13 protein-coding genes are annotated in these 12,629 nt (G+C 41.5%); 5 read left to right on the top strand and 8 right to left on the bottom strand.

Features of this window, described 5'->3' with window-relative positions:
- The first annotated feature begins 53 nt into the window (after nt 1-53).
- Complete coding sequence (locus tag AAEY55_RS05505; protein WP_350550404.1) at nt 54-620, top strand: NAD(P)H-dependent oxidoreductase; 567 nt, start codon at nt 54-56, stop codon at nt 618-620.
- A gap of 12 nt (nt 621-632) precedes the next feature.
- On the opposite strand, the gene AAEY55_RS05510 is transcribed toward AAEY55_RS05505, so the two are convergent.
- A complete protein-coding gene (locus tag AAEY55_RS05510) occupies nt 633-1,073 on the bottom strand; it encodes a TerB family tellurite resistance protein (protein WP_011329515.1) in 441 nt (146 codons plus the stop codon).
- 100 nt (nt 1,074-1,173) lie between these two features.
- On the opposite strand from AAEY55_RS05510, the gene AAEY55_RS05515 reads away from it, so the two are divergent.
- Entirely contained in the window at nt 1,174-1,530 is a 357-nt protein-coding gene (locus tag AAEY55_RS05515; RefSeq protein WP_182677780.1) for a hypothetical protein, read from the top strand.
- 2 nt (nt 1,531-1,532) lie between these two features.
- On the opposite strand, the gene AAEY55_RS05520 is transcribed toward AAEY55_RS05515, so the two are convergent.
- A complete protein-coding gene (locus tag AAEY55_RS05520) occupies nt 1,533-2,126 on the bottom strand; it encodes a hypothetical protein (protein WP_011329517.1) in 594 nt (197 codons plus the stop codon).
- Nucleotides 2,127-2,335: 209 nt separating this feature from the next.
- Between AAEY55_RS05520 and AAEY55_RS05525 the strand changes: the two genes are divergently transcribed.
- Nucleotides 2,336-2,629, top strand: coding sequence for a hypothetical protein (locus AAEY55_RS05525; protein WP_011329518.1), 294 nt, complete (start codon nt 2,336-2,338; stop codon nt 2,627-2,629).
- Between the two features lie 92 nt (nt 2,630-2,721).
- On the opposite strand, the gene leuD is transcribed toward AAEY55_RS05525, so the two are convergent.
- The 5 genes from leuD to fabR form a co-directional block, all read right to left on the bottom strand.
- On the bottom strand, nt 2,722-3,321 hold the full coding sequence (gene leuD / locus AAEY55_RS05530) for a 3-isopropylmalate dehydratase small subunit (protein ID WP_086997158.1): 600 nt from the start codon (nt 3,319-3,321) through the stop codon (nt 2,722-2,724).
- Complete coding sequence (gene leuC / locus AAEY55_RS05535) at nt 3,321-4,721, bottom strand: 3-isopropylmalate dehydratase large subunit (RefSeq protein WP_089368871.1); 1,401 nt, start codon at nt 4,719-4,721, stop codon at nt 3,321-3,323. The genes leuD and leuC overlap by 1 nt, the downstream gene beginning before the upstream one ends.
- A 67-nt stretch (nt 4,722-4,788) precedes the next feature.
- Nucleotides 4,789-5,865, bottom strand: a complete 1,077-nt coding sequence (leuB, locus tag AAEY55_RS05540) for a 3-isopropylmalate dehydrogenase (protein WP_350550409.1) — start codon at nt 5,863-5,865, stop codon at nt 4,789-4,791.
- A complete protein-coding gene (gene leuA, locus AAEY55_RS05545; RefSeq protein ID WP_350550412.1) occupies nt 5,862-7,415 on the bottom strand; it encodes a 2-isopropylmalate synthase in 1,554 nt (517 codons plus the stop codon). The genes leuB and leuA overlap by 4 nt, the downstream gene beginning before the upstream one ends.
- A 394-nt stretch (nt 7,416-7,809) precedes the next feature.
- Nucleotides 7,810-8,430: an HTH-type transcriptional repressor FabR gene (gene fabR / locus AAEY55_RS05550; RefSeq protein WP_011329523.1), complete on the bottom strand. Its 621-nt coding sequence runs from the start codon at nt 8,428-8,430 to the stop codon at nt 7,810-7,812.
- Between the two features lie 126 nt (nt 8,431-8,556).
- Between fabR and AAEY55_RS05555 the strand changes: the two genes are divergently transcribed.
- Together AAEY55_RS05555 and sthA are read left to right on the top strand one after the other, a co-directional pair.
- Complete coding sequence (locus AAEY55_RS05555; RefSeq protein ID WP_011329524.1) at nt 8,557-9,690, top strand: fatty acid desaturase; 1,134 nt, start codon at nt 8,557-8,559, stop codon at nt 9,688-9,690.
- A gap of 13 nt (nt 9,691-9,703) precedes the next feature.
- Nucleotides 9,704-11,134 (top strand): Si-specific NAD(P)(+) transhydrogenase, encoded by a 1,431-nt coding sequence (gene sthA / locus AAEY55_RS05560; protein ID WP_172459241.1) that lies wholly within the window; start codon nt 9,704-9,706, stop codon nt 11,132-11,134.
- 181 nt (nt 11,135-11,315) lie between these two features.
- Here sthA and hemE read toward each other — a convergent pair whose 3' ends face one another.
- Entirely contained in the window at nt 11,316-12,380 is a 1,065-nt protein-coding gene (gene hemE / locus AAEY55_RS05565) for a uroporphyrinogen decarboxylase (protein WP_058374381.1), read from the bottom strand.
- Nucleotides 12,381-12,629 lie beyond the last annotated feature (249 nt).

The raw sequence follows: 12,629 nt of genomic DNA on the forward strand, positions 1-12,629 counted from the left end.
CATTAGCCCGAACTTTGGTTAAGTGATTTACTAACACATTAGCAGGATAAACCATGACAGCACCAAAAATTATTGCTTTAGCAGGTAGTTTACGTAAAGACAGCTTTAATCAACAACTGATCAATGAAGCAGCACGCTTTGCATTAGAAAGTGGTGCAGAAGTAGAAATAATTAAACTTGCCGATTTAAATATCCCACTTTTTAATCAAGATATTGAAGCGCAAGGTACTCCTGCCGATGTGCAGCTGTTAAAAGAGAAGTTACGTGCTGCAGATGGTATTTTATTAGCCAGCCCTGAGTACAATGGCTCTATTACTGCCGCGCTTAAAAATGCAATCGACTGGGCTTCTCGCACAGAGCAAGGTGCGGTACCTGCTTTTCGCAATAAAGTAGTGGCGTTATTTGCTGCATCGCCTGGTGGATTAGGTGGTCTACGTGGCTTAAACCACGTACGTGATATTTTAAGTGGTATTGGCTCATTAGTACTTGCCGATCAGCTAACGGTTCCAGCTGTGCATACTGTACTCGATGAAAACGGCCAAATTAATAACCCAAATACAGCAGAACAAGTGTCGGCATTAGCGCAACAATTAGTAACCGTTGCCAGCAAGCTTAGCTAACCTGCTAAAGCTCTATTTTGTCGCCGCAATTTTAGCGGCGATAAAATCTACATGAGTTACATATAACAAGCCTGCCACTTTACGTATTACGTACTCTTCTTGCGGATCAATCTCACCATCGGCATAGGCTAAGCGCCATAATAACTCTATTATTTCAATGCGCTGCGCAGCACTACAATGTTGGTTAATTTGTTTTGAAAACTGAAAATAATCTGTCGCGCTATCCACGCTACTGTTTGCATTATTTAGCAGCTCGTTTACGTCTGCATCGTTTAATGCAAAATAGCGTTTTAGGGTAGTCGTTAAAGTATGTTGTTCATCATCATCTAACTTAGCATCGGCGCGCATTACCTCAATTAATAATGCAGCAACCGCTGTTTTTAAATCATGCTCTTGCATACTTGGCTGTTGCTCATCGAATACAGAAAAAAGTTGTTTTATTTGTTTGAACATCACACTTTCCCTTATTGGGTGTTAAACTTAATATAAATAAATAGCGCTTAATACTGATAGTATTAATGGGTATAAAGTTCGCAAATTAAAGGAATTATTTATGCAAGGATTAAACATTAGCTTAGTTATTGGCAGTACTTTGCTAGCTTGTTCAAGCGTAGGCACAGCTTTTGCCGAACAAGCAAAAACAGAAAAACTCTACGACTTTGATAATAAAGTACATTATTACCAAACAAAACTCGACGATGATAACTATAAAATAGAGATCCAGTCAGACGATTACAAACACTTTGCAAATCAGAGTGTATTTTTACTACGCCATGCTAATCGCTTGTGCCTTAATAAAACATTTATGCTTAAAGTGCTGGATGGCGTGCAAGAGTACGAAAGTATGCCTACTAACCCTAGAGCTTACCAACCAGCATTAAGTGTTTTACTACAGTGCGAAGATGAATAATTTTAGTCTGTATATCCCCAAGGGGCTGCTGGCGGAGTGATGGGTTTAGTTAAATCAAAATCCACTTTAAATTCGCGGCCTTGACGAATTAAACGATAAGTAAATACCTCAGGATAAATATACATTTGCCAAGTATTACCTACCGACTGTGCTATCCCTTGTGCAACAAATAATTCTTTTGAATATTGATCGGCAGGAAACGACTGCATTTGTGCAAAGCCAGCATCATTTGTATGCCCGCCATACATAGTTGAGATGTCGTTAGAACCATTTTTATGGCGATGGTCGTGCTTTAAGCTTAAGCCACTGCCCGTTTTAGTAATAATCCAAGTGCGCGATGCATCATCACCCACATGAAATGGCACTTGCAGCTCACTGTCGGTACATTTACGTACATGCATTACTAATTTTTTGCCCGCAAATGAGCTTGGTCCCGCGGCGTTATCAACACTTACCTTGCCTTCATAAGCTTTACCGCAATGTGCAGCAATATTACTAAAAAACGCATCGTGGCTAGCAATAGACACCAAAGGCGCAGGGCTTGCTACAACAGTTGATGAAGCCAATAATAAAGTGGCTGCAGTTAATAATTTCATCACATATTCCTTATAATAGTTTTTAGTACCATAGCCCTTTAACTCACTTAAAGGAAGTAATCACGATGAACCACCAAAGTGCAGGAGTAACCAACAAATGATACTTGCAACTCGCTGATAATTTTAAAATATAAATTGTTGCAAAAAAAATATAATAATTAAATACTGCCAACTGTAAAATTAATAACTAGCATGGAGCGCAGAACCAAATGACAAATTATATAGGCTTAATAATAGTCATATTATTATTGATTTTACAAAATCGTTATTACCTTTCCCTATGTAAATACCTTGCTCAGCAACACCCAAATGAATGGCAAAAGCTTACCCAAAACTCTTTAGATGGAACAGCACATGCCAACCTTGCTGAATCATTTAAAAATGGCTTTTTTGCGACCATAGATGACTCGAAAGTAACCCGTTTTCAAACCTTTAAAAGGATAAATTTATTAATAATAGCAGCCATTTCTGCCGCTAGTTTAGCTACTGCATTTTTATTTTGAACAAATTGATAAAACAATTAATGTGTTGCCGCTAAAATAAAAAAGCGCAGCTTATGCTGCGCTAAATACGTCTTTTAATTTATTTTAACAACTTACTGCCAAGAACGCTCTGCAGCAAGTTGCTGCTCAAACGCGTCTATTTGTGGGTTTAGCGTTTCGGTTACGCCAATAAAGTCTAGGCCGCTTAATAGACGCTCTTTTACATCTTTGCGAATATCAAAACTAATGGGGGCAAATTTAGTGCTAGTCAGTGTTTGATTTTCAAGATCGATATCGATATGAATATCGTCATGTTGCTCACTTAACACAAATAATTGCTCTAGCGTATCGCCAGGCAGTGCAATGGCTAACATTTGATTATTGCCACAGTTATTGAAGAAAATATCGGCAAAGCTTTCAGCCAAAATCACTTCAAAACCATATTGCTTTAGTGCCCATGGCGCGTGTTCGCGTGATGACCCACAACCAAAGTTGTCGCGCGTTAGTAATATTTGCGCGCCTTGGTAGCAAGGACGATTTAAAATAAAATCAGGGTTTGGCTCGTCATTTTCTAAATAGCGCCAATCATAAAATAATGCGGCATCAAAGCCTTCGCGGCTGGTTGAGGTTAAAAACTGCTTTGGAATAATTTGATCCGTGTCCACGTTGTTTTTATCCAATGGGGCCATTAAGCCACTAAAATAAATGCTCATTAGGCTTCTCCTCTAATATCAACAAAGTGACCATGTATAGCTGCCGCAGCGGCCATTGCAGGGCTAACCAAATGGGTGCGCCCGCCACGGCCTTGACGTCCTTCAAAGTTACGATTTGAGGTGGATGCACAGCGTTTACCTGCACCTAAGCGGTCGTCGTTCATTGCTAAACACATTGAACAACCCGGTTCACGCCACTCAAAGCCAGCTGCTTTAAAAATATCTGCTAAGCCTTCGTCTTCGGCTTGTTTTTTAACTAAACCAGAACCCGGTACAATTAACGCTTCAATACCGGCAACTACTTTTTTACCTTCGACTATTTTTGCTGCTGCACGTAAATCTTCAATACGACTATTGGTGCACGAGCCAATAAACACGGTATCTACTTTTGCACTTGATAACTTTTCGCCCGCTTTTAGGCCCATGTACTTTAATGCACTGCGGATCGCATCAGCTTTAATTAGGTCAGGTTCTTTATCAGGATCAGGAATACACTCGTCTACGCCAATCACTTGCTCTGGGCTAGTGCCCCAAGTAATTTGTGGCTGAATGCAGCTGGCCTCTAGCTCAACAACATGATCAAACTGCGCACCGTCATCTGTTTTTAATGTTTCCCAATACTTAACAGCTGCGTCAAAATCAGCGCCTTTAGGAGCAAATGGGCGACCTTTTAGGTAATCATAAGTGATTTGGTCAGAAGCAATTAAACCTGCTTTGGCACCCATTTCTATACTCATATTACACAACGTCATACGTGCTTCCATCGACAACGCTTCAATTCCTTCACCGCAAAATTCTGCAACGTAGCCCGTGCCACCCGCTGTACCTAACTTACCAATAACCGCCATAATTAAGTCTTTTGCAGTAACGGTGGGACGCAAACGGCCATTTATTTGAATTTTTAACGACTTAGCCTTTTTTTGTTGCAATGTTTGCGTTGCTAATACGTGTTCAACCTCTGAGGTGCCAATACCGTGAGCAAGCGCACCAAATGCACCATGAGTCGACGTATGGCTGTCACCACATACTATGGTAGTGCCAGGCAAAGTTATACCCTGCTCTGGCCCCATAACATGCACTATGCCTTGGTTAATTGAGTTTAAATCGTAAAGCACAATGCCAAACTCTTTACAGTTTGCATCTAGCGCCATTAATTGATTTTTCGACACTTCGCTAGCAGCATCCAATGAGCGACTTTTGGTCGATACATTATGATCCATAGTAGCGAAGGTTTTTTCTGGGCAGCGTACAGTGCGGTTTTTTTCACGCAAACCAGCAAAGGCTTGTGGTGACGTAACTTCGTGTACTAAATGACGATCAATATAAAGTAAGTCGGTTTGCTCGTTGATGCTGGCAATTGTATGTGCTTGCCAAATTTTGTCGTATAACGTTTGGGCCACTTGCTAATCCCCTAATCTGTTTTGAGCCGCAGCCTAACGGAACTGCGGCATTAAAATGTGTTTTTAGTTAAATGCGCGCAACAATCGCTGCAGCAACATCATTGGTGGTATAGCCAGCGTTTGGAAATATATCTGGCGTACCTACGCCCGCTGCAACGGCTTCAGCTACTGCTTTTTCAATGGTGCGTGCAGCTTCGTCTTGGCCCAATGAGTAACGCAGCATTAGTGCGGCACTTAAAATTTGTGCAATCGGATTTGCCACGCCTTTACCTGCAATATCGGGGGCTGAGCCACCGGCTGGCTCGTATAAACCAAAGCCCGACTGGTTCAAACTAGCCGATGGTAATAACCCCATAGAGCCGGTGATCATCGCGCACTCATCAGACAAAATATCGCCAAATAAGTTATCGCACAGTAATACATCAAACTGGCTTGGTTGTTTTACAAGCTGCATTGCTGCGTTATCTACGTAAATATAATCAAGTTTTACTTCTGGGTAGTCTTTACTTACTTCGGTAACAACTTCGCGCCATAGTACGCTTGATGCTAAAACGTTGGCTTTATCAACCGAAGTAACATGGCTACTACGCAGTTTTGCGGCTTCAAAGGCAAAACGTGCAATAAGTTCTATTTCTTTACGTGAGTATCTTTGCGTATCGAATGCTGATTCATTTTCGCCTTCGCCGCTGCGCCCTTTTTCACCAAAATAAATGCCACCGGTTAGCTCACGTACACACAAAATGTCAAAGCCTTGCTCGCTAATATCAGCGCGTAGTGGCGATGCGGTGCTTAGTGCTGGCAATAATTGCGCTGGGCGTAAATTACAAAACAAGCCAAAGTGTTTACGCAGTGGTAACAGTGATCCACGCTCAGGTTGCTCATCGGGCGGTAAATGTTCCCACTTTGGACCACCAACAGCACCAAATAAAATAGCATCGGCATTTTCACAGGCTGTAACTGTACTTTGTGGTAAGGCTTTTCCATGCTTATCGATGGCTGCCCCACCAATTGCATGGTGTTCGCGGTTTAGAGTAAAACCAAACTTATTGCTCACTGCATCCAGTACTTGCTCTGCTGCTGCCATTATTTCTGGGCCAATACCATCACCCGCTAATACGGCTACACTGTAGTTTGTTTTACTCATCCTGCTTTCCTTTGTTGTTTTAAATCAGACACTTTTTGTGCGCGATAAATTAAATTATAAACACGAACCATAGCGCGTACCGACGCTTCTACCACATCTGCTGCTATGCCCGCACCGTGATAAGGGCGGCCGTTAAATTTAGCAATAATGTTTACCTGCCCAAGTGAACTTGCACCTTGGCCTGTGGCTTCTAAGTTATACTCAATCATTTCTACGCTCATTCCGGTTAAGCGCTCAATAGCAGCAAAAGAGGCTTCAACTGGGCCATTCCCCGTTGCTGCTTCTTGTTTAGCTTCGCCATCTATCAACATGCCAATAGTAGAGCTGGCTACCGATTGTGAGTTAGATACCGAGTTAACAAACTCTAATTGGTACTTTTCGTCTTTGTCGTTAATTTGATTAAAGTAAATCATCGCTTCAAGGTCGTAATCGTATACAGTACCTTTTTGATCAGCCAAGGCTATAAAACTTTCGTATAGACTATCCATATCATAATCAGACTTTTGATAGCCTAATTCTTCTAAGCGATGTTCAATAACATGGCGTCCAGAGCGTGAAGTCATATTTAATTGGTTGCTCGGTACACCCACACTTTCTGGCGACATGATTTCGTAGGTATTTTGCGCTTTTAATACACCGTCTTGATGTATACCTGAGCTGTGTGCAAAGGCGTTCTCGCCCACAATGGCTTTATTAGGCTGTACTGGCATATTACAAATTTTAGCCACTTGGCGAGATGCGCGATAAATTTCTTCACTTTTAATATCGGTATACACGTTTAAGTGGTCTTTGCGCATTTTCATGATCATTGCCACTTCTTCAAGTGAGCAGTTACCCGCACGTTCACCAATGCCGTTAATAGTACACTCAATTTGGCGAGCACCCGCTTGCACAGCAGCAATAGAGTTGGCAACAGCTAAGCCTAAATCGTTATGGCAATGCACACTTAAGCGTGCTTTATCAATATTTGGCACATTGTTCATTAAATGACGGATCATGCCTGCGTATTCGCCCGGCGTTACAAAGCCAACTGTATCGGGTAAATTAATAGTAGAAGCACCGGCTTTAATTGCCTGCTCTACAATGCGGCATAAATCCCAATGCGGTGTACGTCCGGCGTCCTCACACGAAAACTCCACATCATCGGTATAGTTACGTGCTAATTTAATTGATTTAACTGCCATAGCAGTGGCATCGTCTAAGCTCATGCGTAACTTGTGCTCAAGGTGCAAAGGACTGGTAGCAATAAAAGTATGAATTCGACTTTGCTGCGCGTTACGAAGTGCTTCGCCACATGCTTCAATGTCTTTAGCAACTGAGCGCGCTAGGCCACAAATAATTGGCCCTTTAACCTCGGTAGCAATACGCTGCACGGAGCGAAAATCTGCTGGGCTCGATACCGGAAAACCCACTTCCATTACATCTACATTTAAGCGACTAATGGTGTGCGCTAGCTGAATTTTATCATCTTCGGTAAGGCTTGCTTTAAGCGCCTGCTCACCATCACGTAATGTGGTATCAAAAATCCATACTTTATCTTGGTCTTGCATAACAGCCTCTCATTCCAATGCTATTTATTGTTAACTTATCCTACCGCGAGATAAAAAAAACCCCGCAAGTGCGGGGTTTTTTATGTTTAGCTCAATGCAAACACACTAATCCCCGCTCACTTGCCATAGCAGTAAGAGGTTCAGTTTTAGTGTAATTAAACGAATAATATGCATCTTGCTTTCTTATTTGTGTCGAGTGAGGCTTATTTTTAACATTACCATGCACAAGGTGCAAGCATAAAAATTCTAATTTTTGTATTTAACATCGCTTTAAACGGAAATAATTATGCACTAAAGAAAGGTTTGGTGAGGTTTTTTAACAATAAAGCACCGCAAAGTGCTTAAATTACTAAGCACTGTAAAGCACAGTGCTTAGATTAACTTTTTACTCTGTTTAAATCTCTTTATTTGTTTCTCGCACATAATGCGTTGCACCACGAGTAATGTAGCGCAATTGCCAAATAACACGCTCTACTAACTCATCGCGTTGTAAGCCCTCTAAATCAAGCGCTTCTGCTCCAGCATTAAATACCAGTGTTACCATGGCTTCAGATTGAATATACGCATGGGTGGCATCGCATTTTGTTTCGCTTTCTAGGTAGTGCGCCAACTCTAAAATAAAGTGCTTAACTTCGCGTGCTACCGCCGCTCTAAACGCTTTTGAAGTACCAGATCGTTCGCGCAGTAATAACCTAAATTGATTACTCGAGTTGTCAATAAACTCCATAAAGGTCACCACCGAAGTATTTATTACGCTACCACCGCTGGCAATGCGTCGGCGCGCTTGGCGCATAAGTTGACGCAGGGTTAAACCCGCTTCATCAACCATGGTTAAACCCAGTTCGTTCATATCTTTAAAATGTCGATAGAAAGAAGTTGGTGCAATACCGGCTTCACGCGCAACTTCGCGTAAACTTAAGTTTGAAAAGCTATGATCGGCACTCAACTGATTAAATGCCGCCTCAATTAACGCTTGTCGTGTTTTTTGTTTCTGTTGCGCTCTAACACCCGACATCAACAGCTCCCTGAATGAATTTATAGCAAATTTTGATTAAAATAGTTTAATTACTCAGTCTAATACTTGACGCCAAGAGTTTGAAATATTATTTTAGCTTACAGTTGTACGCTGAGATAGAGAATTATGAACAAACCACCACTTATTTGGACCAACGTCCTATTTTTTAGCCTTACTTTTTTGGCCGCGATAACGCTTGTGCCTTGGTATGGTATTAACTACGGATTTTCTAGTGCCCACTGGATTGCCTTTGTCGGCTGCATGTTTTATGCAGGCTTATCAATTACTGCCGGTTACCACAGATTGTGGGCGCATAAAACCTATAACGCCCATCCGGCGGTTGAGTTTGTGTTTGCCTTAGGCGGTGCATTTGCACTGCAAAACAGTGCACTACATTGGAGCAGCGACCACCGTGTGCATCACGGCCAAGTTGACGACCCAATAAAAGACCCTTATGCCGCAACCAATGGTTTTTGGTATAGCCATATTGGCTGGATGTTACGTGACTATCAAGCTGATAGCTACGGCGATTACAGTAACTGTCGCGATTTACAACGCAATAAAATTGTAATGTGGCAACACAAACATTATTTAAAGTTAGCTCTTTTAATGAATGTAGGCCTACCTCTTACGCTAGGATTACTAGTTGGCGATGTATGGGGCATGTTATTACTTGCCGGTTTACTGCGCTTAGTACTTAGTCAGCACTTTACCTTTTTTATTAATTCGGTAGCCCATATTTGGGGCTCTCGTCCGTACACCGAAAAAAATACCGCCCGCGACAACGGCTTTTTAGCCCTATTTACATATGGCGAGGGGTATCATAACTTTCATCATATTTTTGCCAGTGATTACCGTAACGGCATTAGGTGGTTTCATTATGACCCCACTAAATGGGTTATTCGCTCGTTAGCTGCCCTTGGTTTAGCCAGTAAACTAAAGCGCACACCGGTTGAACGCATTGAAAAAGCCAAGGCCGAAACTTTAATGAGCAAAACACAAGTTCGTCTTGCAAAATTGCCTTTAGCACAAGATAAGCTTACATTATTACAACAAGAATATGATTTATTGCTGAAAAAACTGCAAAATTATTGTTCACTACAAAAACAAGTGTTAGAAGTTAAAAAAAATAACATGGCAAAGCAGTGTGAACGTTCAGCATTAATGGCACAATACCATGAGCTGGAAGCCGCCTGGGAAAATCAGAAACAGGCATGGCTAGCACTTAATGCGAGGTTATTAAAAGCCTCTTTTAGTTAATATAGGAGTGGCTGTGGCCAAACAACCAGAAAAGAAAAAAACACCCGTGACATACCAATATGATGCAGTAATTATTGGCACGGGTCCTGGCGGTGAAGGTACCGCTATGAACCTTTCAAAAAATAACAAAAAAGTGGCTGTTATTGAACGCCACGAAGCCGTAGGTGGGGGCTGTGTACATTGGGGAACCATTCCCTCTAAAGCCCTACGTCACTCGGTTAGCCGTTATATAGAATATAAAACAAACCCTTTATTTAATACCGGTGATCGACTTGCTCGACTCACTTTTCCTGACATTTTACGCCATGCCAGCTCAGTTATTTCTAAGCAGTCTAATTTACGTAGCAGTTTTTACGACCGTAACCGTATTCAAATGTTTCAAGGTGACGCGCGTTTTATTGATAAACATACAGTTGAAGTAACTCGCCAAGATGGTTCAACTGAGCGTTTAACGGCCAAGACTATTGTTATTGCTACAGGTTCGCGCCCATACCGTCCGCCAGAAGTAGACTTTACCCATTCTCGTATTTACGACAGCGATACTATTTTAGGGTTAACCCACGACCCACATCGCGTACTTATTTATGGTGCGGGTGTAATTGGTTGTGAGTATGCCTCTATTTTTAAAGGCTTAGGTGCCAAAGTTGATTTAGTTAACACTCGCGACCGCCTACTTGCCTTTATGGACACAGAAATATCTGACGCGCTGAGTTATCACTTTTGGAATAGCGGTATTGTAATTCGTCATAACGAAGAGTTTGATCATATTGAAACCCGTGATGACTGTGTAATTATGCATTTAAAATCGGGTAAACGCGTAAAAGCTGACTGTATTTTGTTTGCTAATGGCCGCACCGGTAATACCGACAAGCTTAACCTTGAAGCAATTGGCTTAAAACCTGATAGCCGTGGCCAGTTAAAAGTAAACGAAACCTATCAAACCGAAATTGACAACGTATACGCTGTAGGCGATGTGATTGGTTACCCAAGCCTAGCGAGTGCCGCATTTGACCAAGGCCGTATTGCAGCTGATGCAATTTCCTGTGGCAACTGTGATGAAAAACTGATTATTGATATTCCAGCGGGTATTTATACTATTCCTGAAATGAGCTCAGTAGGTAAAACCGAGCAGCAACTTACTGCTGCTAAAGTTCCGTATGAAGTAGGTCGTGCGCAATTTAAACACCTTGCGCGTGCGCAAATTGCGGGTACTGAAGTGGGTACTTTAAAAATATTATTTCATACAGAAACCAAAGAAGTACTGGGTGTACATTGCTTTGGTGAGCGCGCCTCAGAAATTGTCCACATTGGCCAAGCCATAATGGAGCAAAAAAATGGCGGCAATAATATTGAATACTTTGTAAATACCACTTTTAACTACCCAACTATGGCTGAAGCCTACCGAGTTGCAGCGTTAAATGGATTAAATCGCTTATTTAAATAAAGCTTTTAAGCTAAGAATAACCTATGTAATGCGGTTATTTGATAAATAGGCAATAACGACACATAAGTGCCAAACACGCCCTATTAAAAAGCCCGCTTACTAAAAATAGTAAGCGGGCTTTTTGTTGTTTAGCATGCAGTAAAGTAACACACTAAACACTCAGTACTTTATTTGGTATTAATTACTTATGGTATTTAGCACTGAACTCATGCACGGCATTAATAAACACACCCGCATTTTCAGGGTCTACATCTGGTGTAATACCATGGCCAAGGTTAAATACGTGGCCATTACCTGTGCCAAAGTCTTCTAAAATAGTCGCTACTTCTTGACGAATACGCTCTGGCGTACCGTGCAGCATTGACGGGTCCATGTTACCTTGTAATGCTACTTTGTCGCCTACACGGCGCTTAGCATCGCTAATATTAATGGTCCAATCAAGGCCGATAGCATCACAACCAGTTGCTGCAATTGCTTCAATCCATTGGCCACCATTTTTAGTAAACAAAGTAACTGGTACTCTACGGCCATCGTATTCACGAATTAAACCATCAACAATTTTGTGCATGTACTGCAATGAAAACTCATTGTAGTCGCGCGGGCTTAATACACCGCCCCATGAGTCAAACACCATTAACGATTGTGCACCAGCTTTAATTTGCGCATTTAAGTAATCGATAACCGAATCAGCTAGTTTATCGAGTAATAAATGTAGCGTTTGCGGCTCTGCAAATGCCATTTTTTTAATTTTGCCAAATACTTTGCTGCTGCCGCCTTCAACCATATAAGTCGCTAACGTCCACGGTGAACCCGAAAAACCAATTAATGGTACTTCGCCTTTTAGTTCACGACGAATAGTACTAACCGCATTCATTACATAACCAAGATCGTCGTTTGGATCTAGCTTAGGAATTTTTTTAACATCGGCAAGCGATGAAATTGGACGCTCGAACTTTGGACCTTCACCCGTTTCAAAGTACAGACCTAAGCCCATAGCATCTGGAATGGTTAAAATATCACTAAATAAAATAGCGGCATCTAACGGGTAGCGGCGTAATGGTTGTAGTGTTACTTCGCAAGCAAGCTCAGCATTTCTACACAGGCTCATAAAATCGCCCGCTTGTGCACGTGTAGCACGGTATTCTGGTAAATAGCGTCCTGCTTGGCGCATCATCCATACTGGAGTTACATCAACAGGTTGTTTTGCAAGTGCACGTAAATAACGGTCGTTTTTTAATTCGCTCATAGCGTAAAATAATCCTAATGCTTATAGAAATTGAGCAAGATTGTACCACCATATTCATTACCTCTCTATCGCTAAGCGATTAAATTGACAGCAACAGGAGGTAGATCAAGATGTTTTGAGTTTTTAACTGTTTTTGACTATTAAACAAGCAAACAGTAGCAACAATTAAAACTTTTCATTAATATGTTTGCAACATACTTAAATCCTTGGTATTGTTTATCCCGCGTTAACAAAAACAATAATAAAAAT

Source organism: Pseudoalteromonas sp. 120-MNA-CIBAN-0494 (assembly GCF_040308885.1).
Lineage (GTDB): Bacteria > Pseudomonadota > Gammaproteobacteria > Enterobacterales > Alteromonadaceae > Pseudoalteromonas > Pseudoalteromonas nigrifaciens.

Coding starts and splice junctions, on each gene's coding strand:
- AAEY55_RS05505 (WP_350550404.1), top strand. CDS start 54: ATGACAGCACCAAAAATTATTGCTTTAGCAGGTAGTTTACGTAAAGAC.
- AAEY55_RS05510 (WP_011329515.1), bottom strand. CDS start 1,073: ATGTTCAAACAAATAAAACAACTTTTTTCTGTATTCGATGAGCAACAG.
- AAEY55_RS05515 (WP_182677780.1), top strand. CDS start 1,174: ATGCAAGGATTAAACATTAGCTTAGTTATTGGCAGTACTTTGCTAGCT.
- AAEY55_RS05520 (WP_011329517.1), bottom strand. CDS start 2,126: ATGAAATTATTAACTGCAGCCACTTTATTATTGGCTTCATCAACTGTT.
- AAEY55_RS05525 (WP_011329518.1), top strand. CDS start 2,336: ATGACAAATTATATAGGCTTAATAATAGTCATATTATTATTGATTTTA.
- leuD (WP_086997158.1), bottom strand. CDS start 3,321: ATGAGCATTTATTTTAGTGGCTTAATGGCCCCATTGGATAAAAACAAC.
- leuB (WP_350550409.1), bottom strand. CDS start 5,865: ATGAGTAAAACAAACTACAGTGTAGCCGTATTAGCGGGTGATGGTATT.
- leuA (WP_350550412.1), bottom strand. CDS start 7,415: ATGCAAGACCAAGATAAAGTATGGATTTTTGATACCACATTACGTGAT.
- fabR (WP_011329523.1), bottom strand. CDS start 8,430: ATGTCGGGTGTTAGAGCGCAACAGAAACAAAAAACACGACAAGCGTTA.
- AAEY55_RS05555 (WP_011329524.1), top strand. CDS start 8,557: ATGAACAAACCACCACTTATTTGGACCAACGTCCTATTTTTTAGCCTT.
- hemE (WP_058374381.1), bottom strand. CDS start 12,380: ATGAGCGAATTAAAAAACGACCGTTATTTACGTGCACTTGCAAAACAA.